The sequence below is a fragment of the Massilia sp. BSC265 genome (assembly GCF_000740675.1).
Lineage (GTDB): Bacteria > Pseudomonadota > Gammaproteobacteria > Burkholderiales > Burkholderiaceae_D > Telluria.
This window is the reverse complement of the sequence record NZ_JPXI01000036.1, coordinates 112,914-137,129: the sequence shown is the minus strand read 5'-3', so window position 1 is coordinate 137,129 and position 24,216 is coordinate 112,914. Positions and strand designations below refer to the sequence as shown.

General features: G+C 66.9%; 10 protein-coding genes and 1 pseudogene. 9 read left to right on the top strand and 2 right to left on the bottom strand.

Features of this window, described 5'->3' with window-relative positions:
* Window positions 1–293: 293 nt before the first annotated feature.
* The gene (locus tag MA09_RS23795; RefSeq protein ID WP_051933542.1) at window positions 294–2,765 is read right to left on the bottom strand and encodes a PAS domain S-box protein; all 2,472 of its coding nucleotides are present in this window, start codon (window positions 2,763–2,765) and stop codon (window positions 294–296) included.
* A gap of 183 nt (window positions 2,766–2,948) precedes the next feature.
* Between MA09_RS23795 and MA09_RS16855 the strand changes: the two genes are divergently transcribed.
* The 8 genes from MA09_RS16855 to MA09_RS16820 all read left to right on the top strand — a co-directional run bounded on the left by MA09_RS16855 (window position 2,949) and on the right by MA09_RS16820 (window position 22,513).
* On the top strand, window positions 2,949–4,652 hold the full coding sequence (locus tag MA09_RS16855; RefSeq protein ID WP_036250996.1) for a PQQ-dependent sugar dehydrogenase: 1,704 nt from the start codon (window positions 2,949–2,951) through the stop codon (window positions 4,650–4,652).
* Window positions 4,653–4,776: 124 nt separating this feature from the next.
* Entirely contained in the window at window positions 4,777–5,565 is a 789-nt protein-coding gene (locus tag MA09_RS23790; protein ID WP_051933541.1) for a hypothetical protein, read from the top strand.
* Between the two features lie 463 nt (window positions 5,566–6,028).
* The gene (locus tag MA09_RS16845) at window positions 6,029–7,585 is read left to right on the top strand and encodes a TolC family protein (protein WP_229440769.1); all 1,557 of its coding nucleotides are present in this window, start codon (window positions 6,029–6,031) and stop codon (window positions 7,583–7,585) included.
* Window positions 7,586–7,611: 26 nt separating this feature from the next.
* The gene (locus tag MA09_RS16840; protein ID WP_051933540.1) at window positions 7,612–8,409 is read left to right on the top strand and encodes an efflux RND transporter periplasmic adaptor subunit; all 798 of its coding nucleotides are present in this window, start codon (window positions 7,612–7,614) and stop codon (window positions 8,407–8,409) included.
* A 57-nt stretch (window positions 8,410–8,466) separates the two neighbouring features.
* A complete protein-coding gene (locus MA09_RS23785; RefSeq protein ID WP_051933539.1) occupies window positions 8,467–17,259 on the top strand; it encodes an Ig-like domain-containing protein in 8,793 nt (2,930 codons plus the stop codon).
* A gap of 17 nt (window positions 17,260–17,276) precedes the next feature.
* Window positions 17,277–18,638, top strand: a complete 1,362-nt coding sequence (locus MA09_RS16830; RefSeq protein ID WP_036250994.1) for an efflux RND transporter periplasmic adaptor subunit — start codon at window positions 17,277–17,279, stop codon at window positions 18,636–18,638.
* 2 nt (window positions 18,639–18,640) lie between these two features.
* Complete coding sequence (locus MA09_RS16825; protein ID WP_229440768.1) at window positions 18,641–20,752, top strand: HlyD family efflux transporter periplasmic adaptor subunit; 2,112 nt, start codon at window positions 18,641–18,643, stop codon at window positions 20,750–20,752.
* Between the two features lie 114 nt (window positions 20,753–20,866).
* The gene (locus MA09_RS16820) at window positions 20,867–22,513 is read left to right on the top strand and encodes a glycosyltransferase family 4 protein (RefSeq protein WP_051933537.1); all 1,647 of its coding nucleotides are present in this window, start codon (window positions 20,867–20,869) and stop codon (window positions 22,511–22,513) included.
* 114 nt (window positions 22,514–22,627) lie between these two features.
* Here the strand turns inward: MA09_RS16820 and MA09_RS16815 are convergent, their stop codons facing one another.
* Window positions 22,628–23,062, bottom strand: a complete 435-nt coding sequence (locus tag MA09_RS16815) for a DoxX family protein (protein WP_036250992.1) — start codon at window positions 23,060–23,062, stop codon at window positions 22,628–22,630.
* Between the two features lie 131 nt (window positions 23,063–23,193).
* Here MA09_RS16815 and MA09_RS16810 point away from each other — a divergent pair.
* Window positions 23,194–23,983, top strand: a pseudogene (locus tag MA09_RS16810) (LysR family transcriptional regulator).
* Window positions 23,984–24,216 lie beyond the last annotated feature (233 nt).

The window sequence follows — 24,216 nt, the reverse complement described above, 5'->3', positions numbered from 1 at the left end:
GTGACGGCCTCCCGAGCTTGCTGTACCTAACCACCTACTTGGTTTTGCGACGCTGATACTGGATGACGTGAACGGCACACCGGCCTGATGGATAACCTGGCAAAAAAATCGGCTCATCAAGCCGCGGGTTTTTTTAGGACCATCAGGCGCGAACTCTCATCGTGGCGCGGAGCAAGTCTCCAGCATGACGCCGGATAGATTTGAGCAAGCCAACTACATCATACAAAATCAGCTTGCAAAAAGGAGGGTGACCATAGATTTTTCATCCGCTTGTCCGTCTCGCGGGAGTGACGTCAAGCCCGACCTTGCGCCTGGGCCACCAGCGCCAGCAACGCCGGCGCCGCCACCGGCTTGACCAGATGATGGTCGAACCCCGCCGCCATGGCATTCTGCCGGTCCTGCTCCTGCCCGTACCCCGTCAGGGCGATCAGGGTCGCCCCGGCCGTCTCTGGCATGACCCGCAGGCGCCGCGCCAGTTCGTTCCCGTCCATCCCCGGCAACCCGATATCGAGGATGCACACCTCGGGCAATCCGGTCCTGGCCCGTTCGAGCGCCTGCTGCGGGCCGTATTCGATCATGACCTCGTGTCCCGCCGTTTCCAGGCACATGCCCAGCATCTGGGCCGCATCGACATTGTCGTCGACGACCAGCACCCGCCGCCCAGGCGAGGACGGCGCCGGCGCCTCGGCCTGTGCGGCTGCCGGTTCGTCCTGTCCGGCGATGCGCGGCAGGGTCACGACGAAACGGCTGCCTTTCCCTTGGCCTTCGCTGCGGCAGGCCACGCTGCCGCCATGCAGCTCCACCAGGCTCCTGACCAGGGCCAGGCCGATGCCGAGCCCGCCCTGCGAGCGGTCCGGACTGCGGTCGGCCTGGGTGAACAGGTCGAACACGCGCTCCTGCAGCTCGGGTGCGATGCCGATGCCGTTGTCCGCCACTTCCAGCTCCACCTGCCCATCCGTCGCCCCCATCGTCACCGCGATGCGTCCGCCCGCCGGGGTGTACTTGGCCGCGTTGTTGAGCAGGTTGCTCAAGACCTGCACCAGGCGCTTGTGGTCGCCCAGCACCTGGGCGGCGTCCGAGGCCAGTTCCACCACCAGCCGGTGGCGCTTGGCCTCCATCAGGGGGCGGGTCTGCTCGATGGCGTCGGCGATGACCTGCTTCACGTCCAGCCGGGTTCTCTGCAGCTCGATCAGGCCGCGCGTCACCCGCGAGACGTCCAGCAGGTCGTCCACCAGGCCGGTCATGTGCCTGACCTGGCGCGAGATGATCTGGCTGGTGCGCCGGCGCTGCTCGGGCGCCAGTTCCCTTGACTCCAGCAGGTCCGCGGCCGCGCGGATCGGGGCCATCGGGTTCCTGAGCTCGTGCGCCAGCATGGCCAGGAACTCGTCCTTGCGGCGGTCGGCTTCCAGCAGTGCTTCTTCGGCCCGCTTGCGCTTGGTGACGTCGATGCAGACCGCGAGGATGCTGTTGGAAACGTGTTCTCCGGGGACGCGGATCAGGCTTACCGTGTTGTTGACCCAGACGATGCTGCCGTCGGGACGGACGTAGCGCTTTTCGATCTCGAAGGGCTCACCGGTGGTCGCGGTCCGCTTGAAGAGCGGGGCATTCCCGGGAAGGTCTTCCGGATGGGTGATCTCCTGCATGCGCATCGAGAGCAGTTCCTCGCGCGTGCGCCCCACGATGTCGCAATAGCGGTCATTGATCTGCATGATCCGGCCTGTCAGGTCCACCTCGCAGATCCCCGCGGCCGTCTGCCCGAACACCGACTGCAGGTGCGCTTCGCTCTCGCGCAGGGCCTGCTCGGTGCGGCGGCGCTCGGTCAGGTCGACGAAGGTGCAGACCGCGCCCTGCAACTGGCCGTCGCGCCAGACGGGGCGGGCACGGTACTCGACGGGAAAGCCGGTGCCGTCCAGCCGGAAGAACATCTCGTCCTCGACCAATGCCGGCTCGCCGAACTGCGCGGCGCGGTAGATCGGGCAATCCTCGACGCAGTAATGCGAGCCGTCCGGGTGCGAGTGGTGGATGAGATCATGCAGCTTCTTGCCGATGGCCTCATCCTCGTGCCGGAAGCCAAGCATTCTCAGGAAGGCGGCGTTGCACATGATCGTGACGCCGTCGCGGTCGACCGAATAGAAGCCTTCTTCCGTGCAGTCGATCAGCAGGCGCAGGTAGTCGTGGCTGCCGCGCACCCGCTCCTCGGCCTCGCGCAATTCGATGGCGATGCGGCTACGCTCGATCGATTCCCAGCAGCGGTTCGCCACAGCCTCCAGCAGCCGGACCTCATGCGCCCGCCACTCGCGGCGAGTGCACTGGTGCAGTGCCATGCCGGCCACCCAGCGGTCGCCCTTGATCACGGGAACCGAGATCACGGCGCGGATGCCGATGTCACGATAGGCCTGCAGCACGTCGACGAGCCGCGCGTCGGTGTCGGTGTCCTCGACAACATAGGGCTGGCCGAGGCGGTGCAGACGGACGAGCTCGGTGCCGAAGGCGGCCAGCTGGTAGCGCCCGACGATGCTGGGCACGCCCCTCGTGTAGTTGCCGGTGAGGGTGAAGCTGCCCTGGTCTTCGCTCACATAGGCATAGGCGCAACGGTCGACGCCAAGGTGCTCGCCCAGCAGCCGCGCCGCGGTATGGGCGATCTGTTCAGGATCGGTGAGCAGGCGGATGGCGTCGTCGAGCCCGGTGATGAAGCGGTAGCGGGCAAGCTCGGCATGGACCGATCCCCCATCTTCCCCGTCTGGCTGTATTGGTTTAAGCGCCATATTTTCCCGTCAGTTTTTTCCGATTATAGCGATTGCCTAACTGACTTTGCGCTGGATACAGCCTATCAATCGTCATGAGAGGCGCCGGTTCGGCGAACGGACACAATGAACAGCGCGCACGGCCGAGTTGGCCTATGATGTCGGACTGTCCAGTTCCGCATGTCCGTAAATAGGAGAACCCCCTTGCAAGCCAAGACCCTGGCGCTGCTCGCCAGCCTGGCAGCCGTATCCGCTGCCCATGCCGCGCCCGCCACACCTGCCACCACCGCCGGCCAGACGACCTTCCAGAACAACTGCGCCAGCTGCCACAGCGTGGACGCCAACCTGTCCTCGCGCGCCGGTCCCGGCCTGTTCCGCGTCCTCGGACGCAAGGCGGCCGGCGTCCCCGGCTTCAACTACTCTGCCGCCCTGGTGAAAGCCGGTGCCGCCGGCAAGACCTGGACCCGCGAAGAGCTGGACGTCTTCCTGGCCGACCCGGCCAGGAACGTGCCGGGCACCACGATGCCGGTTGGCGTGCCGGACAAGGGGGCCCGCGCCGCGCTGCTCGACTACCTCGCCAGCCTGCAAGGCCCCGTCACGGCGGCGGCAGCAGCGGCGCCGGCCAAGGCGGCCACTGCGGCGGACCGCCAAGGCGGCTGGGACGACAACCAGCCCGGCCGCATCCATCACATCAAGGTCACCGACATGCCGCCGCCCTTCGCGACGGGCAGCGCCGGCAACGGCCCGCGCGTCGAAGCGCGCCCGAACGGCAGCATGCCGACCGTGCCGCAGGGCTTCGCGGTAAGCGTCTTCGCCGTTGACGCCGACAAGCCGCGCGTGGCGCTGCGCGCGCCGAACGGCGACATCTTCCTGGCCGCCACCGCCAAGGGCGAGATCAAGGTGGCGCGCGCGAAGAACGGCCAGGCCGCCGACAGCGTCGAGGTGTTCGCCAGCGGCTTGAGCCGCCCCTACGGCATGGCCTTCTGGCCCTCCGGCGCGAACCCGCAGTACCTGTACGTGGCCAACATCAATTCGATCGTGCGCATCCCCTACCGCAACGGCGACCTGAAGGCGCGCGGCGCACCCGAGACCGTGGTGGCGCAGCTGTCCGACACCAGCGGCGGCCACACCACCCGCACCCTGGCCTTCTCGAAGGACGGCAAGACCATGCTGCTGTCGATCGGCTCGGCCACCAACGTGGCCACCGAGATCGGTCCGCAGCCGCCCGAGCCGATCGCGCAATGGGAAGCCAGGCACGGCGTCGGCGCCAGCTGGGGCGTCGAGACCGACCGCGCCACCGTGATGGCTTTCGACGTGGACGGCAAGAACCGCCGCACCTATGCCACCGGCTTGCGCAACTGCGTCGGCATGCTGGTCTACCCAGGCACCGGCGACCTGATGTGCACGGTGAACGAGCGCGACGCGCTGGGCGACAACCTGCCGCCGGACTACCTCACGCGCGTGAAGCAGGGCGGTTTCTACGGCTGGCCGTGGTACTACATCGGCGACAACGAAGACCCGCGCCTCAAGGGCCAGCGTCCGGACCTGAAGGGCAGGAGCATCGTGCCGGACGTGCTGATCCAGTCGCACTCGGCGCCGCTCGGCATGGCGGTCTACCAGGCGCCGAAGGGCGCGAAGAACGCCTTCCCGAAGGAGTACGAGGGTGACGTCTTCGTGGCCCTGCACGGTTCCTGGAACCGCGGCGTGCGTACCGGCTACAAGGTGGTGCGCGTCTTCATGAAGAACGGCGTGCCGACCGGCCAGTACCAGGACTTCATGACCGGTATGGTGCTGAGCGACCGCGACGTCTGGGGCCGCCCGGCCGCCGTCGAGGTCGCGGCCGATGGCGCGCTGCTGGTGGTCGACGACGCCGGCGGCACCGTCTGGCGGATCGCCCCGCAGCGCTGACGCCTCTCTTGAGAACCCGCCCAGGAAACCCGTCGTGAGACGGGTTTTTTTATTGTTGAGCTCGCTCATCATCCGCCGGGTTTCCCTGCACTAAGGTGAAGGATGGCCGACAAGGGAGGATGCGATGAATGTCAGGGAAACCCCACGCGCGGTGGCGCACACGGTGGAATGGGAATTCGCCCAGTCGACTTACGCATCGGTGCTGGCCGAGGTGCCCGCCGCATTGTTCCCTTACTGGGCGCAGACCGTGCACGCAGAATTTCCCTGCATCCCGCGCGAGGCCTCCTTCTATGCCCAATCGGCCGAAGGCTTGATGATGTTCTTCGACTGCGCCGCAGCCAGCGGCAGGCCGTGTGCGCTGCCCTCGCGTGCGGCGGACTCGGTCTGGCATGCGTGGGTTCGCCTGGACGCGCCCGGCCTGGACCGTTTCTGTATCCGCCACTTTGGCCGGACTATCCCGCATGTCGAACGGGCGCAGATGAAAGCGGACATGGGGAGGGCGCTCGCGGCCTGCCTGGTGCAGGCACGCCGGCGCGCATCGAAGCCGCCTGCCGGCCCGGACCTGCCACGCCTGTTCACATTGGATGCGCGGCTCGGCATGCCGCATGGCTTCGGCTACGCGCTCATTGGCGGCATGGTTGCCTGCTCGCGCCTGGACGAACTCGGGCATCCCGATGGCCTGCCGGATTTCGCACGCGCGCTGGCCCCACGGAGCCTGCTGCTGGCAGGACTGATCAGCGAAGCCGAATATGCCAGGGTCCACGGTCCAGTCTGCTCACCTGCGGATACCACGTGGTGCGGCATTGGCAGCGATGCGGATGCGGATGCCGACGGCGATAGCGACGGCGGCGGCAGCGACGGTGGCGCCTCTTGCGGCAGCTGTTGTGGCGGAGGCGGGGGCTGCGGCAGCTAGCCCATCAGCTTGCCGGAGCACTGCCGGCCTGCCTTCAGAACTGTTCCTTCCTGCTGCCGATCGGCCGCACGCATTGTCGGCTTGTTCCAATCAAGCCGCGCTGCCGGCATGCCCGGGATCGCCTCAATCCCGTTTGATCTCGGCGATCCTGTTTCACAAGCTCCGATACGCATCGCGATGCTTTGTCGAAGATTAATTCCCTTTTGCCAATCCTGCCTGTGTCATTTGTTTGCTTTATTGCAAAGAGGGTTAATTCTTTGTCGCCTTCAATTTGCCAAATTTAAAAAAATGTAGGACTAGTCCTGCATTTTTACAACCATCTCTATCAATTTCCTCGTTAAAATATCTTTCGTAAAAACATCAAATGTTTCCATATAGTCAATCCGACCGCGCGTCGCACGAGCACGCTAATTTTCATTGACGAGAATGGGCCGGCTCCTTCCCTCTTCGTAGACAGACTTCCATGCGTATGAATCGTTTTCCTTCGTCGGGCTTCGCCCTGAATAAACTCACGCTCGCCTTGCTCAACGCTTGTGTGGCAATGGTCCTTGCCGGTTGCGGTACCGTGAAGGTGCAGCCGCTTTCCGTGGATGCGGTTCGCCAGCAGGCCGCGCTCGACCGCCAGGCGGCGCAGGCGGAGGTGCCGCCGGTCGTCGGCGCACTGTCGCTGGACGAGGCGATCGCGCGTGCGCTCAAGTACAACCTGAACCAGCGCACCCGCATGATGGAAGAAGCCTACGCATTCCACCAGTTCGACACCACCAGCTGGGACATGCTGCCGCGCGTGATGGCCAACGCCGGCTATACCTGGCGCGACAAGGAGCTGATCACCCGTAGCGAGGACTCGGTGACCGGCGCACCGTCGCTGGCGAACCCGTTCATCTCCTCGGAACGCGCCCACCCGGCGTATAGCCTCGGCCTGACCTGGAACGTGCTCGATTTCGGCCTCGGCTATATCACCGCCAAGCAGGCGGCCGACCGCGTCAACATCGGCGTCGAGCGCCGCCGCAAGGCGATGCACGTGCTGATCCAGGACGTGCGCAGCGCGTTCTGGCGCACCGCCAGCGCCCAGAAGCTGCACAAGCAGGTGCGCGAGACCATTGCCATGGCCGATGCCGCGGTCAAGGACGCGCGCCAGGCCGAGGCCGAGCGCCTGCGCGCGCCGGTCGACGCGCTGCGCTACCAGCGCCAGTTGCTGGAAAACCTGCGCCTGTTGGAGAGCATCGAGCAAGAGCTCGGTTCGGGACGCATCGAGCTGGCTGGCCTGATCAATGCACCGCTGAACCAGCCGCTGGAAGTGGTGGAGCCGGGCGACCAGGTCAATGCCTCGCTGCTCGAGACGCCGGTGGAGCGCATGGAAGAACTGGCGATCAGCAACAATGCCGACATCCGCGAGCAGTTCTACAACGGCCGCATCGCGGTCGAAGAAACGCGCCGCACGATCCTGCGCCTGTTCCCGAACCTGTCCTTCAACTACGACCTGCGCTACGACGGCGACCGCTACCTGATCAACAACCGCTGGAACGACGCCGGCCTGCAGCTTTCCTACAACCTGTTGAACCTGTTGTCGGCGCCCTCGCAGAAGCGCTTTGCCGATGCGGGCGTCAAGCTGGCCGATCAGCGCCGCGTCGCGGCCCAGATGACGGTGCTGACCCAGTTGCACCTGGCGCGCCTGCAATACCACACTGCCTGGCGCCAGTACGTGCGCGCCGACGAGATCTGGCAAGCCGATGCCAAGATCGCCGAACACATCAAGAACAAGGAATCGGTCGAGGCACAAAGCAAGCTCGAGCAAGTGGCCAACAGCACCACGGCGATCCTGAGCCTGCTGCGCCGCTACCAGTCGCTCGCGCAGCTCCAGGGCGCAGCCAGCAAGGTGCAGGCAACGATGGGCCTGGAACCGGAAATCGGCAGCGTGACCGACATGTCGCTCGACCAACTGACCCACAGTGTGGGGACCGCGATGCGCAGCTGGAACAAGGGCTTGTCCCAGCCGGCAGCGGCCGCGCCTGCGCAGTAATCCCGCCAGATCGCCAAGGAATGCTCATGATCCGCCGTACTTTCAATGGCGCCTTGCGCGCTGTGCTGGCCGCCGCCCTGGCCGCCGCATCGGCGTCCGCCGCCGCCCAGGCCGCCCGGCCGGCGACGCCTGCCGCCGCCCATCCTTCGCTGGAGCGCCAGGAAATCCGCGCCCAGCTCTCGCCGCGCCGCTATACCACGATCGCTTCCGAGGTCGGCGCCAGGATCAGCCGCATCGGTGTGGTCGAGGGCGGGCGCTTCCGCGCCGGCCAGGTGCTGGTCGCACTCGACTGCTCGATGCAGCAGGCCCAGCTCCAGAAAGCCAAGGCCGTCCTGGCGGCGGCCGAGAATACCTACCAGGCCAACCGCCGCCTGGAAGAACTGCGCTCGGTCGGCAAGGTCGAGCTGGAGCAATCCCAGGCGGAAGTCGCGAAAGGCAAGGCCGATGTCGCCGCCAGCGCCGTCACGCTTTCCAAATGCACGATCGCAGCGCCCTTCGCCGGCCGGGTGGCTGAGCAGAAGGCGCGCGAACAGCAGTATGTGCAGCCGGGGCAGCCGCTGCTCGACATCCTGGACGATACGGTGCTGGAACTGGAGTTCATCGTGCCGTCGCGCTGGCTGGTGTGGCTCAAGCCGGGCTATGCCTTCCAGGTCTCGATCGACGAGACCGGCAAGACCTATCCGGCCAAGGTGCAGCGCATCGGCGCGCGCGTCGATCCCGTCAGCCAGTCGGTCAAGCTGTCGGCAACCGTCGACGGCACGTTCCCCGAGCTGATCGCCGGCATGAGCGGCCGCGTCACCCTGAGCGCACCGGCAGGCCGATAGCAGGTCGCGCATCGCAAATCGCAGGCGCCGTACAACAATAATCCACCCAGGAACAGCATGAAGAACCATCCGCATATCCTCGTCAACGACAATCCCGCTTCGGCCGACACCAGCGCCATGCCCCGGCGCCGCACCCTGGCGCGCCGCGGTCCCGCACCGATGGCCCTCGAACCGCGCGTGATGTTCGACGGGGCGACGCCGGATGCCGCGCTGGCCACCACGGCCGATGCCGCGGTACGCGATACGTCAGCGCAGCGAACGGGCGAGGCGCCGGACAAGTACGTGCCCGCCGCCGTGCAGGCGCCTGCGCCGGCCGTCGTCCGCCACGAGATCGTCTTCATCGAAGATAACGTGCAGGACTACCAGCAGCTGGCAGCAGGCGTGCGGGATGGGGTGGAGATCGTGGTGCTCGACCACACGAAGGACGGCCTGCAGCAGATGCTGGCAGCCTTGCAGGAGCGCGGCCCGGTCGATGCGATCCACCTGGTGACGCACGGCGCGGCAGGGCAGATCGATCTCGGCACGGCTCGTATCACCGACGCGACAGTGGACAACTTCAGTGCAGGACTGGCGCAGCTGGGCCGGGCGCTGGCCGAGCACGGCGACTTCCTGATCTACGGCTGCGACGTGGCACAGGGCAGCGCTGGGGCGGCTTTCGTCGAGCGCCTGGCCGCGTTGACCGGGGCCGATGTCGCGGCCTCGAGCGATACCACCGGCGCAGCGGTATTCGGCGGCAATTGGGAACTGGAAGTGCAGGCCGGCGCCATCGACAGCGCTGTGTTGCAGCCGGCAGGCTACGAAGGACGGCTGGCCGTCACCTCGATTTCCACCATTGCCGGCGACAACGTTGTCAACGCCGCCGAACAGACGAGTGTGGTGATCTCGGGTGTGGCGAGCAACAGCGGCCAGGACGTGCAGGTTACCGTCAGCGACGGTGTGAAGACCGTCACGAGGGTGGCGCTCACCACCAACAGCAGCTGGACGACGACGGTGGACGTGTCGACCCTGAAGGACGGCCCGCTGAGCGTGTACGTCAAGCAGGCCAATTCCGGCACCGCCTCGGCCGCCGATAACGACAGGGCAGCAAGCATCACCAAGGACACCACTGCGCCCGATACGTCGATCACGTCCGCGCCGCCTGCGCAGAGCGGTACCAGCGTTTCCTTCACCTTCAGCGGCAGCGATGCCAACAGCTACCAGTACAGCCTGGACGGCGGCACCTGGACCGGAACCACGTCGACCCTGACGCTCAACGGCCTGGCGGCGACGAATCACACCCTGAACGTGCGTGCGCTGGATGCTGCTGGCAACGCGGACGCCAGCCCGGCCACCTATAGCTGGACGGTGCAGCGCACCAACAGCGCGCCCGTCGCCAGCGGCAGCGTGGCGCTGGAACCGGTCGGCCAGCTGGCCACCAACCCGGCCGGCAAGAGCGTCGGCGCCCTGTTCGGCACCAGCGCCAGCTATGCCGATGCCGACCAGGATGCGCTCGGCGGCATTGCCATCACGGCATATACGCCCGATGCGGCGGCCGGCCGCTGGGAGTACAACGATGGCAGCGGATGGAAAACCCTCAACGCCGTGTCGTCCGCGGCAACGGCATTCACGCTGAAGGCGAGCGATACGCTGCGCTTCATCCCCAGCGGCAGCTTTACCGGCGGCGCACCCACCCTCACCGCCAAGCTGATCGATGCCGGCGGCAATGTCGTGTCGGGCGCGACGCTCGACGCCAGCGCCGGAGGCGGAACCAGCCACATCAGCCTCGATACCGTCAAGCTGTCGACCTCGGTCAAGCCCGCGTACAGCCTGAACACCCCCAAAGAGCAGTTCTCGGTCCTGCTCAATGGCGTGGCATATGATCCGGTCAACGACACCCAGGCCAACGCGGCGGATACCGACCTGGTGGGCACCACCAATGTGCCCCTGCTGCTCGGCGCCTACGACACCGAGAGCCGGACGATGTATTACAGCGTGCGGATCGGCGACCCCACCCTGTCCAAGGGCGTGCCGGTCTTCAGCGGCGTGGTCCTGCTCGGCCTGGATACCGATAACAACGGCGACATCGACATCTTCCTCGGCGTGGATGGCCGCAACAATGGCCTGGGTGTGGTCACCTTCGCGCCGGGCGCCGATGCGAACATCAGCCCGAGCACGAGCTCGATCACCCAGCAGCTGTCGGTGAACGGGCCGTCGAACCGCGACTACACGTACACGCTTACTGGCGGCAACGTCGGTGCGGACCGCAAGCCGGATGCGTGGCTGACCTTCAAGGTGCCGTTCGACGTGCTGGCGGCACGGGTGCAAACGTTGAACGGCGGCCAGGTGATCACGCCTGCCTCCTCGATGGGCATGGTGCTGCTGACCCTGACCCAGGACAATTCGATCAATGGCGACATCGGCGGCATCGGCCCGCTCAGCAAGGCACAAAGCAACATGACGTGGAAGGACCTCGGCCTTCTGCAGGCCCTGAACCTGAGCGCCCCCACGCTGGCCGGCATCGGCGGCATCCACCAGTTCACCGAGAACGGCGCGCCGGTCGCCATCGCACCATCCGCCACCTTCAACGACATCGACAGCGCCAATTTCACCGGAGGCAAGCTGCAGGTCACGATCAGCAGCAATGCCGATGCCGGCAAGGATAAGCTGTCCTTCGGCAGTGGCAGCGTGAGCGCGTCGAACGGTGTCCTCAGTGTAAACGGTGTCCAGGTCGGCACCTACACGTATGCGTCGAACGTCCTGACCGCCGACTTCAGCGCGGCGAACGTCAGCATCGACCAGGTCTCGGAGGTGGTGCGCGCCGTGACCTTCTCGACCGATGGCGACGCGCCGTCGGCGTCGCCGCGGACCGTGCAGTTCAAGGTCACTGACAGCGACCTCCAAAGCAGTGCCCTCGGCTCGGTCACGGTGCTGGTGCAGCCCGTGAACGACGCTCCCACCATCAGCGGCGCGGCCACCGCCCTGAACCGCACGGTGGTCAGCAAGACCGTCTACGCGAGCGCGTCGGCCACCACGTCCGACGCCCTGATCCTGGGCACTGGCTACAACTCGGCCCTCGCGGTGGCGGATATCGATGCCGGCAGCGGCCAGGTCAGCGTTACGCTCGGCGTGGACAAGGGCATCCTGCAACTGTACAGCGGCAGCAGCACCAGCCCGGCCACGGGTACGGTCACGATCGATGGCGTGACCATCAGCGGGTCGGGTGCGGGCGCGCTCCGGATGACGGGCAGCGTCGCCAGCATCAATGCCTTCCTGGCCGGTGACAACGCGAGTGTGGCCAAGGTGCTGTACCAGCCAGGGCTGAGCCTGAGCGGGGCGGCGACGCTGACCCTGACCGTCGACGACAACGGCAACACCGGCCTCGGCGGACCAAAGAGCGCGACGGCCACGGTCGGCAGCATTACGATCAGCCAGCCTGCCCTGACCGGCACCGTGGCCGGCAGCTTGTTGGAAGATAATGGTGTCAGCAACGGCAACCTGCACGCGAACGGATCGCTGAACTACGACATCACCGGCACCTCGTTCATCGGCAACACGCTGGGGACGGCTGCCCTGGGCACGCTGGTCGGGAGCGGCAAGACCTGGAGCTATACCGTCAACAATGGCCATACCCAGGTTCAGGCGCTGCGCGACGGCCAGACGATCCAGGAAAGCTACCAGGTGGCGACCAGCGGCGGTACCGTCTACGTGCGGGTGAGCATTAGCGGCGTGAACGATGCGCCTACCCTGAGCGTATCCGGCAGCGCCGCAGGCTACACCGAGAACGCGAGCGCCACCACGCTGTTCGCCGGCGCCACTGCCACCTTGGGTGCGGGCGAGACGGGACAGGCGATCACGCGCTTGACCATGACGGCAAGCAATGTATTCGACGGTGACCAGCTGGTCATCGACGGCAAGGCCTTCTACCTCGATCAGGCGGCCAGCGAGGTGTTGACGGCGAGTGGCTATCGCGTCGACATCGTGCGAAACGCCGGCACGAGCATGGTGACCATCCACACCGGCGAGGCGACGACCGCCGCGGTGCAGGCGCTGGTCGGCGGCCTGGGCTACCAGTCCGTCAGCGACAATCCGACCAACTACGGCGCCAACGCCATCCGTACTTTCACCATTACCGGACTGCAGGATAACGGCGGCACCGCCAATGGCGGGCAGGACGCCGCCGTGCTGAACATCACGCGCACGGTGAATATCGCGGCCGTGAACGACGCGCCGGTCATCAAGAGTTCCCAGGTGACGCTGAACCAGGACTCGACCATTACCATCGGCGCGGGCTACCTGAGTGCCAACGACCCCGACAACGGGGCGGCGGAACTGCGGTACACCGTGACCGGCATGCCGGTCAACGGCACGCTCAAGTTCGATGGCGTCGCGGTGACCGGGTCCACGTCCTTCACCCAACAGGACGTCGATAGCGGCAGGTTGACTTATACGGCCAAGCCTTTCGGCAGCAACCAGACCGACCAGTTCGTCGTGCAGGTCAGCGACGGGAAGGACACCGCGGGCGGCAAGGCGGTCGACATCAGCATCATCACGACACAGTACGCGCCGAACACCGAAGACGGAACGGTATCGACGAACGAAGACGTCGGCTATGTGTTCGGGACGGCTGATTTTGCCTTCCGCGATGCCAACACCGGCGATGCGCTGGGGGCGGTCGAACTGTTTACGCTGCCGCCTGCCGGCAAACTGCAGGTACGCAGCGGCGACGCATGGATCGATGTGGACGCAGCGGGAGTCAAAGTCAGCGCTGCGGACATCGGTGCCGGCAAGCTGCGCTTCATGCCGGACCTGAACCAGTTCGGGCTGGACTATGCGCGCTTCAACTTCAAGGTCTACGATGCGACTGGCCTGGCATCGAGCGATGCCGTGATGACAGTGGACGTCACCCCGGTCAACGATGCGCCGGTCGCGTCCGGCGCCGCAATCGCGACGAGCGAAGACACGCCGGCAGCGGGCAAGCTGCCGGCCGCCACCGACGCCGACCAGGATCCGGTGAGCTACGCCAAGGCGGGCGACCCGTCGCACGGCACGGTCGAGATCAAGGCCGACGGCAGCTACACCTATACGCCGGTTGCCAACTACCACGGTGCCGACAGCTTCGGCTACACGGTCAGCGACGGCAAGGGCGGCAGCAATACCTATACGGTCAACGTGACGGTCACGCCGGTCGACGACGCACCGGTACTGAGCGTTGCCCCGGTCGAGGTCGTCCAGGGCCAGCAGGTCGTCATCGGCAGGACCTACCTGGATGCGCAGGATATCGATACCGCTGCATCCAAGCTGGTGTTCACCGTCACGTCCGCGCCCGGCAAGGGCCAGCTGACGATCGGCGGCGCCGTGGTGACCAGCTTCACCCAGCAGGACATCCTCGACAACAAGCTGGTGTACAAGGCCGATGTCTTCGGCAGCGGGCAGGTCGATGCGTTCACGGTGACGGTGAGCGACGGCAGCAGCACGACCGTGGCCAAGACGGTCGACATCACGATCCGCGCCGGCAACATCGCGCCGACCAGCGAGAACCGTGCGGTCACGACGCTCGAGGACACGGCCTACGTGTTCAAGTCGGGCGACTTCGCCTTTGCCGACGCCAACCCGGCCGACACCCTGGCCCGGGTCGAGGTGTTCGCACCCTCGACCGGCAAGCTGCAGCTCAAGGGCGGCGACGGCGTCTGGAGCGACGTGGGTGCGAGCGTGCTCGTGACGGCGGAGGACATCGCCGCCGGCAAGCTGCAGTTCGCGCCGGCACCCGATGCCAACGGCAGCCCGTATGCCGGCTTCGACTACAAGGTATACGACCCGGCGGGCGCCGCGTCCGATACCGTCCGCATGACGGTGAATGTCACGCCGGTCAACGATGCGCCGGTCGCATCCGGGGCCGCGATCACGACGAGCGAAGACACGCCGGCAGCGGGCAAGCTGCCGGCCGCCACCGACGCCGACCAGGATCCGGTGAGCTACGCCAAGGCGGGCGACCCGTCGCACGGCACGGTCGAGATCAAGGCCGACGGCAGCTACACCTATACGCCAGCGCCTGGCTATAACGGTGCGGACAGCTTCAGCTATACGGTCAGTGACGGGAAGGGCGGCAGCAATACCTATACGGTCAGCGTGACCGTAGGCGCGGTCAACGGTGCCCCTGTGGCATCCGACACCACGATCACGACGAGCGAAGACACGCCGGCAGCGGGCAAACTGCCGGCAGCCACCGACGCCGAGCAGGATCCGGTGAGCTACGCCAGGGCGAGCGGCCCGTCGCACGGCACGGTCGAGATCAAGGCCGACGGCAGCTACACCTATACGCCGGTCGCCAACTACAACGGTGCGGACAGCTTCAGCTATACCGTCAGCGACGGCAAGGGCGGCAGCAATACCTATACGGTCAGCGTGGCGGTCACGCCGGTCAACGATGCTCCAATGGCATCCGACACCGCAATCGCGACCAACGAAAACACGCCGGTATCGGGCAAGCTGCCCGCGGCCACCGATGCCGACCAGGATGCGGTGAGCTACGCCACGGCGAGCAATCCGTCGCATGGTAAGGTCGAGATCAAGGCCGACGGCAGCTATACCTATGCGCCGGCGCCCGGCTACCATGGCGCCGACAGCTTCCGCTACACCGTCAGCGACGGCAACGGGGGCAGCAATACGTATACTGTCAGCGTAACGGTAGGCGCGGTCAACGAGGCGCCTGTGGGATCTGGCGCCACCGTCACGACGAGCGAAGACACGCCGGCAACCGGAAAGCTGCCGACCGCCACCGACGCCGACCAGGATCCGGTGAGCTACGCCAAGGCAAGCGACCCGTCGCACGGCACGGTCGAGATCAGGGCCGACGGCAGCTACACCTATATCCCGGCTGCCAACTACCACGGTGCCGACAGCTTCGGCTACACGGTCAGCGACGGCAAGGGCGGCAGCAATACCTATACGGTCAACGTGACGGTCACGCCGGTCAACGATGCGCCGGTCGCCGCCAATGCTGCGCTCAGCACGCTGGAGGACACCCCGGTATCCGGCAGCCTGCCTCGTGCGCTTGATGTCGACGGCGACGCGGTGACGTATGCCGGCGCCGGCGCCCCGGCCCATGGTACCGTCAGCATCCTTGCCGATGGCAGCTACCGTTACACCCCGGAGGCGAATTACCACGGTGCCGATCGCTTCACCTATACGGTCAGAGACGGCAAGGGCGGCAGCAACACGTATGTGGTGGACGTCACCGTGGCCCCGGTCAACGATGCGCCACAGGCGCACGGCGGCGCCAGCGGAACGGGCATGCTCGGCGAGCCGATGACACCGATCCAGGTGCCGGCCTTTACCGACATCGACAGCCCGGTGCTGACTTACACCGCCACACTGGCCGACGGCAGCCCGCTGCCTGCATGGCTGGTGTTCGACCCCGCGACGCTCAGCTTCAGCGGGACGCCGGCTGCCGGCAGCGTGGGGAGCTACACGGTCACGGTGGTCGCCAGCGACGGCGCGCTGAGCGCCAGCACCTCGGTCAGCATCACGGTCGCCAATCCGCCGGCCCCGTCGCAATCGCTGGGCATCTCGTCGATGACGCGCGATACCGGCGTCTCGGCGACCGACTTCATCACCTCCGACGGCGGCGCCAACCGCATTGTCACCGGCTCGCTCAGTGCGCCGCTGGGCCGCAACGAGATCGTCAGGGTCTCGTACGACGGAGGCGCAAGCTGGACCACCGCCACCGTCACTGGCACCAGCTGGTCGGCGGTCGACAGCGGCGCCCATGACGCCAATTGGGCGATCGAGGCGCGCGTCACCAATACCCTGTCCGGCCTGTCCGGCGCCGCGACGGTACAGTCGGTAACGCTCGACACCTCGGCGCCGGCAGCACCGACCGTCGATACGATCGTGACGTCCAGTCCGACGCCGGTGATCACCGGCAGTGCAGTGCAGGCTCCGGGTGAGAAGCTGCAGGTGACGATCGGTGGCGCGACCTACGACGTGACGCCGCAGAATGGCAGCTGGACGCTGGACCTGTCGACCGCGACACCGGTATCGGGTACGCCTGCCAGACTGGAGCCTGGTCTCAGCTACGATGTGGTCGCTGCCGTGACTGATTTGTCGGGCAACGTCTCGCGCGATGCAACCAGCGGGGAGGTGCGCGTGGCAGTACCGGTCGTGCCGCGGGAAGTACTGCTCCCGCCGGCTCCCGTGGTCGCGCCGGGGGCTGCGCCCCCGGCCGTGGTCGCGGCGCCTGAAGTCGCAGCACCGTCCGAAGTCGCAGCACCGGTGTTTGCCGCCCCGCGGGCGGCCGATCCGGTCGCGCCGGGCAGCCTGGTCAGTAACGATACGCTCACCCTCGGCAGCGGCTTCGCCGGTGGCCGCGCATCCGAAAGCTCGTTCGAACTGCAACTCCAGCGTGTCGCGGAGCTGAGCGACGTGTACACGCGTTCCGACGGCTTCCGCACCGTGGTCGCGCCGGCCGACGAACCGGCCCTGGTGCTGTTCCAGGGGGTGCCGGACCAGTACATCGAAACCGGTGCCCGGCTGTCGGTGACGGTACCGTCCGATGCATTCGCGCACACGCAGCCGAAAGCGGTCGTGCGCCTGGCCGCAACCATGCAGGATGGCAGCCCCTTGCCGAGCTGGGTCCAGTTCAACGGCCAGACGGGGCAGTTTTCGGGACAGGTGCCGGAAGGCACGAAGGGCGAGCTGCGGATCAAGCTGACCGCACGCGACCAGGCCGGCCGCGAAGCGACTGCCCTGTTCCGCCTGAACGTGGGCCAGGCCAAGGACGTGGGCGGAAAGGCGGGGCTGACCGACCTGCTGCGCAAGACCGGCACGGCAAACGCGCGCCAAGCGCAACTGGCGAGCATCGCTGGAAAATAATGAACGGATAGTCAATCATGGAAGCACAAGACCCGGGCACGCGCAATCCTCTTGCCACTCTGCTCGATCTCGCGCACCGCGCACGCCACGCAGCCGATGCGGTCGAAATCGAATTTCTGGCTGTGAATGCAACGCATGCATTGGCACCCTACCGCCAGGCCGTGTTGTGGTTCGAGGAAAGCGGTGTGCGCGCGCTGTCCGGAGTCGTGCAGATCGAAGCGAATGCGCCGTACACGCAGTGGATCGACCGCGTGCTGCGCCAGGTGGCGGCATCTGGGCCGGTCACCGCGTCGGACCTGCCCGCGGAGCTGGGGGCGGAGTGGGAAGAATGGCTGCCGCAGTACGCCTTGCTGTTGCCCCTGGCCGGCGACAGGCAAGGGGGCAGGGGGGCGCTGCTGCTGGCGCGCGACATTCCCTGGATGGAGCGCGAAACGGCGGTGCTCGCCGAATGGGCCGATATCCTGCGCCATGCATTGAAGGCGCGGCGGCAGCCGCAGCGCTGGGGCCTGCGCGCGCTGCGTGAGCGCATGCGCCGGCGGCGCGTGCTCGAGCGCGAGTCCGGCCTGCCCCCGTGGCGCCGCCGCAACTGGCAGGTCGCGGCGGCAGTGCTGCTGGTGCTGGCCTGCCCGGTGCGCCTGACCGTGCTCGCGCCGGGCGCCCTGGTGCCGTCGAATCCGGCGTCGATCCGCTCGCCGCTCGACGGCGTGATCGAGCGCTTCCGCGTCGCCCCGAACCAGCTGGTCAAGGCCGGGCAGCCCCTGTTCGACTTCGACCAGGCCCAGCTGGACAGCCGCTATGCGGTGGCGTTGCAGGCCCTCAGTACGGCCGAGGCAGAGTACCGCCAGGCGCTCCAGCAGGCGCTCACCGACGCCAGGTCCAAGGCCATGCTATCTACGCTGCAAGGCAAGATCGAAGAGCGCCGCGCCGAAACGGATTACCTCGGGAGCGTGGTCCGGCGCGCGAGCGTGACCGCGCCGCGTGACGGCATTGCCCTGTTCGACGATCCGAGCGAATGGAACGGCCGTCCCGTGCAGACCGGCGAACGCATCATGCGCATCGCGGCCCTGGATGACGTGGAGGTCGAAGCCTGGCTGTCGGTCGGCGACGCGATCCCGCTGGCGCCGGGCGCCCCGGTCAGCCTGTACCTGTCCGCCAGTCCGCTCGAGCCGGTCGGTGCCCGCGTGCGTTATGTCTCCTACGATGCGATCGAGCGTCCGGACGGCAGCCATGCCTACCGCGTGCGGGCGACCCTCGATGGTGCGACGGCGCACCGTGTCGGCCTGAAAGGTACTGCCAAGCTCTCGGCGGGCTGGGTGCCGATGGCTTACTGGATCATGCGCCGTCCGCTTGCGGCCATCCGCCAGACCCTGGGAGTGTGACCGTGCTTGCCGCAAGCCTTCCCCCGCTGCGCGAGGAGCTCGGGCTCCACGCCGGCCCGACGCTGGCTACCGGAGAGCCCAGCTACACGCTGGAAGACCCGGTGCGCAACCAGTTCTTCAGGATCGACTGGCTGAGCTTCGAGATCCTCAAGCGCTGGTCGCTCGGCCGCGCGGACGACATGCTGTTGTCGATCGAGGCCGGCACCGCATTGCGGCCCGGTCATGAGGATATCGAGGCAGTGTTGCGCTTTCTGAAGGACAACCAGCTGGTACAGCCGGACCCCTTGACGTCGGCGGCCGAGATGGCGGCGCGGCGCCGCGCGGCGCAGGGGGCCTGGTATACGCGCCTGCTGCACAATTACCTGTTCTTCCGCATTCCGCTGCTCAAGCCCGACCGCTGGCTCGACCGCATCGCGCCACGCTTCGAGTGGCTGTTCTCGGCCATGTTCTTCCGCCTGACGGCGATCGCGCTGCTGGTCGGCGGCGTGCAGGTGTACCGCAAGTGGGACCAGTTCACGGTCACGCTGATGGACACCTTTACGCCGGGCGGTCTGTTTGCCTATGCGGTCGCGCTGCTGGGCGTGAAGTGCGCGCACGAGCTCGGGCATGCCCTGTCGGCCAAGCGGCGCGGCTGCCGGGTACCCGCGATGGGCCTTGCCTTCCTGGTGCTGTGGCCGGTTCCCTACACCGACACCAACGACGTCTGGCGGCTCGCGGACAAGCGGCACCGGCGGCAGGTGGCATCGGCGGGCGTGGCCACGGAGCTGCTGGTGGCGATATGGTCCACGCTGGCATGGGCCGTGCTGCCGGACGGGATCCTGCGCGACATCGCCTTCCCGCTGGCGACCACGACCTGGATCGCGACGCTGGCCATCAACGCCAGTCCGTTCATGCGCTTCGACGGTTACTTCGTTGTTTCCGACTGGCTCGACATGCCCAACCTGCATGCGCGCGCGTTCGCGTTGGCGCGCTGGGACCTGCGTGAGCGCCTGTTCGGGCTGGGCGACCCGCGCCCTGAATATTTCTCCAGGCAGCGCCATGCAGGGCTGATCCTGTTTGCCTGGGCCGTATGGCTGTACCGCCTGGTGCTGTTCTTCGGCATCGCGGTGCTGGTGTATCACTTTTTTATCAAGCTGGTCGGCATCCTGTTGTTCGCGGTCGAGATCACGTGGTTCGTGCTGCGTCCCATCTCACAGGAAGTTGCCGTATGGCGCACACTCTGGCCACGCCTGAAGCACAGCCGGCGTGCGCGCTGGTCGGCCTCCCTGGCCGGCTTGGCGCTGTTGCTGTTCGTACTGCCGTGGCCGACACGGATCGCCGCGAGCGGCGTGCTGCGCCCAAGCCAGGTGCACACGGTGCATGCCCCCGCCCATGCGCAACTGGCGGCCTTGCCGCTGCGCGAAGGTGCGCGGGTCAAGGCCGGGGACGTCCTGCTGCGATTGGCCGTGGCCGAGAACAGCAGCCGGCGCCAGGCGCTGGAAGCAGAAGTCGCGCGGCTGGAATGGCAGGCGGCAGCCGCAGGCTTCACTCCCGAGCAGCGTGCCCAGAGTACCGTGCTGGCGGAACAGCTGGCCACGGCGCGGGCCCAGTTGGCGGCCCTGGACCAAGACGCCGGCAAGTTCGTGCCCACCGCGCCGTTCGCAGGTGTGATGCGCGACCTCGATCCGGACATGGCGCCGGGCGCCTGGGTGCACAAGAACGAGCGGCTTGCGGTGCTGGTGGGCGACGGAGGATCGGAGGTCGTGACCTACCTGGACGAGGATGCGGTGCGCCGCGTCGCCGCTGGCGACAGCGCCCGGTTCTATGCGGACGGCGCCGCAGGCCCCGCCCTGCTGCTGACTGTCAGCGGCATCGACCGCGACGCCACCCAGGCGCTGCCGGATGGGCGCTGGGCCGCACAGCACGGCGGTTCGATCCCTGCGCGGGAACGCGGCGGGACCTGGTACCCCGAGCGCGCGGTCTACCGTGTCACCCTCAGGGTGGACGACTCGCCTGGCGAGCTGGCGGGGCGTGTGTGGCGCGGCAAGGTGGTGGTGGCAGGCAGCTGGGAGGCGCCCGGCGCGCGCGCGGCGCGTTCGCTGGCGGCGCTGCTCTGGCAGGAAGCCGGATTCTAGACGTCCGGGCGGCGGCGTCATCCTCGCGCCATGCCGCCGGCGCCGCCGCTATCATGGGCGCGACCGGCCAGCCGACTCCGCAGCGTCGCGGGTGCTTCGGCCGCAGGAGAGCGCATGCCCGACACCTTTGCACTGCATTACCTTCCTGAATCGTTTTCCGTGGCCGGCCAGAAGCTGATGGGACGCCAGTCGTCCGGCGTCGGCCTGCTGGGGGCCATTGGCCGCGACGCCTGCCTGCGCGAAGTCGGCTGCCTTGCCGCCGACCGCAACCATGCCGACGCGTTCGAAGCCACCCTGCGCGGCGAGGGTTTCGGCGGCGAGGTGGCGTGGATTCCGCCGTCGGCGCCGCGGGGGCTCGACCGCTTCGGCTGCCTGTACCACCCCGGCCCCGGCATCGAGCGCCTCGCCTGGCGCCGGCTCGCGGCGGGCGAGCATCGCTACAGCCTGTGCGGCATCACCCACGCCACCGCTTCGCACGAGATGATGAGCATGGTCACGAGCCTGCTGGTGGCGCCGGTGCGCAGCTGGGACGCCATCGTCTGCACCTCGCGCGCGGTGCGCGACAGCCTGCGCGTGCTTATCGAGGAACAGGCCGACTACCTGCGCACGCGGCTGGCGGCGCAGCGCTTCGAGCTGCCGCAGTTGCCCTTGATCCCGCTCGGTGTGCATTGCGCGAGCCTGGCGCCGGACGCAGGGCGGCGCCAGGAGGCGCGGGCACGGCTCGGCATCGGCGCGGACGATGTCGCCTTCCTCTACCTGGGGCGGCTGTCGGTGCACGCCAAATCGCACCCGCAGCAGATGTTCAGCGCGCTCGAGCGTGCAGAAAAGGGCGGGCGGCGGGTGCACCTGATCATCGCCGGCTGGTATGCCGGCGAGGCCATCGAAGCCGCCTTCCGCGAGGCGGCCGCGCTTCTGTGCCCATCGGTGCGCCTGGTCGAACTGGACGGACGCGCGCCGCACAACCAGCTCGACGCCTGGGCCGCCGCCGACGTGTTCACCTCGTTGGCGGACAACGTGCAGGAAACCTTTGGCCTGGCCCCGGTGGAGGCGATGGCGGCCGGGCTGCCTTGCGTGGTCTCGGACTGGAACGGCTACCGCGATACGGTACGCGACGGCATCGACGGCTACCGCATCCCGACCGTGATGCCGGGACCGGGGGCAGGGCTCGACCTGGCCCTGCGCTACGACGACGGGGTGGACAGTTTCGACATGTACTGCGGGCACACCAGCCAGGCGGTGGCGCTGGACGGCGCCCTGCTGGCGCAGGCCTACGGGCGCCTGGTGGTCGATGCGGAGCTGCGCCGCAGGCTGGGGGAAGCGGCGCGGCGCCGGGCCGAGACGGAATTCGACTGGACGGTCATCCTGGGACGCTACCGCGCCTTGTGGGACGAACTGGCCGAACGCCGGCGCGCCGACCCGAAGCTGGCGCCGCCGCTGCCTTCGCGTGCCCCCGACCGTCCCGATCCGTTCCGGCTGTTCGCGAGCTACGCGACACGCCCGCTTACGCCGGCCTCGCTGGTGGAGCTGGCACCGGACGCTTCGCTGGCGCTGGTGAACCGGTACCGCGACATGGCGATCAACCGTTTCGCCTCCGGCTCGCTGCCAACGCTCGAGGATTTCGGCCGCCTGTTCGGGGCCATCGGGCCGCGGCCGGTGGAGGTGGAGGAATTGATCGACACGCTGGGCCCGTGCGACCGGCCGACGCTGCTGCGCGGGCTGGCGTGGCTGTGCAAGATGGATTTGTTGCGGGTCGTCGAGTAGGGTGGGCGAATCTCTCGCCCACGCGGTCGGCTGACACGAGATCAGCCGATGCGGTCGCTCGACCGCTCACTATCACCGCGTGGGCGGAACATCCGCCCACCCTACGATTATCGATCAGGCCGCTTGTGCGCCCAGCTTGCGCATACCCAGTGCATCCACGCTATAGGCGCCGGCGCCGAAGGCCACCACCTGCAACAGGCCGCCGGCCATCGCGATGTTCTTCATGAAGTGGATCAGCTGGTTCTGGTCGCCCAGGGTGTTATGGAATACCAGCGCGGTCACCACCGAAAAGGCTGCCAGCGCCGCTGCCACCAACCGGGTCTTGATCCCCAGCGCCAGCATCACGCCGCCACCCAGTTCGATCGCCACTGCCGCGACCAGGGCCAGCGTCGGGAAGGGCAGTCCTACCGATTCGATATAGCCGATGGTACCTTCCGGCGCCAGGGCCTTGCCGATGCCGCTGAAGATGAAGATTGCCGCGAGCAGCACGCGGCCGACGGCCGGCACGGCAGACTGCTTGGTGGTCGATTGGGTGGTGATGGTGTTCATGGCAGCTCCTTGTCGGTGTGGTTGGGTTCGTCGAGCGCAGTGTTTGTCGCTGCGATGAAGTCATCTTAGGCGTGCAGAATCGATCTAGGAAGCCTATATAATTCGATATAAACTATCGAAGGAGTAGATGGGTGCTCGACGCCCTGACCATGGACCAGCTGCGCACCTTCATCGCCGCGGCAGACGAGGGCAGCTTCTCGGCAGCGGGACGCAAGCTGCGGCGCGCGCAATCGGTCGTGAGCCACACGCTCGCGAACCTCGAACTCCAGGTCGGCTTCGCGTTGTTCGACCGCAGCGGGCGTTATCCGCAGCTCACCGAAGCCGGCCGCGCGCTGCTGGAGCAGGCGCGCGATGCGGCGGACTGCATGGATGCATTCAAGGCGCTTCCCGGCCACGCCGTTGCGCCTGTACGTCGAGGCGCTGGGGGCGGTGGTGCAGCCGCTGCTCGATGGCCGGTGCCGCATCGCGGTGATCGGATCCTTCCCCGATGTCCCCCAGGGCTGCGCGTCCGAGTCCCTGGCCGAGATTCCCTCGGCCGTCGTCGCCGCACCCGGACACCCGCTCGCAAAAATCAAAGGCACTGTTTCGCGCGTCGCGCTGTCCAAGCATGTGCAGCTGGTGCTTACCGACCGCTCACCGCTGACCGCGGGCCGCGAGTTCGGCGTGATGTCGCCGCTGGCATGGCGGCTCGCCGATCTCGGCGCCAAGCACGCCTTCCTGCGCGCGGGACTCGGGTGGGGCAGCATGCCGCTGCATATGGTGGAACAGGATCTCGCCGATGGATCGCTGGTGCAGCTTCAATTGAAAGCGCATCCATTGATGGGTACGGCATTTTCAATGCACGCGGCCTGGCTGAAAGACCAGCCTCCGGGACCTGCGGGACGATGGTTTGTCGATCAGTTGAAATGCGATTCGGAGTAACGTGGGGTGCCGGTTAACGGACGAATGCGCGACGAATGCGCAATCGTATGTTTAAGTTTGAAGAACGTGATTCACTTTGCGGTGTTCGGGTTGCGCGCTCACAAAGTTTTCGTGTACTTTACGTGTTTGAATTTGTCAAAACGTGAACATGTGATATTGTCGCGTCCATCCGGGCAGTAATCGATCGAATAATAGGACACTGATTCAATCAGTATGCACGTAAGCGAAGCGAA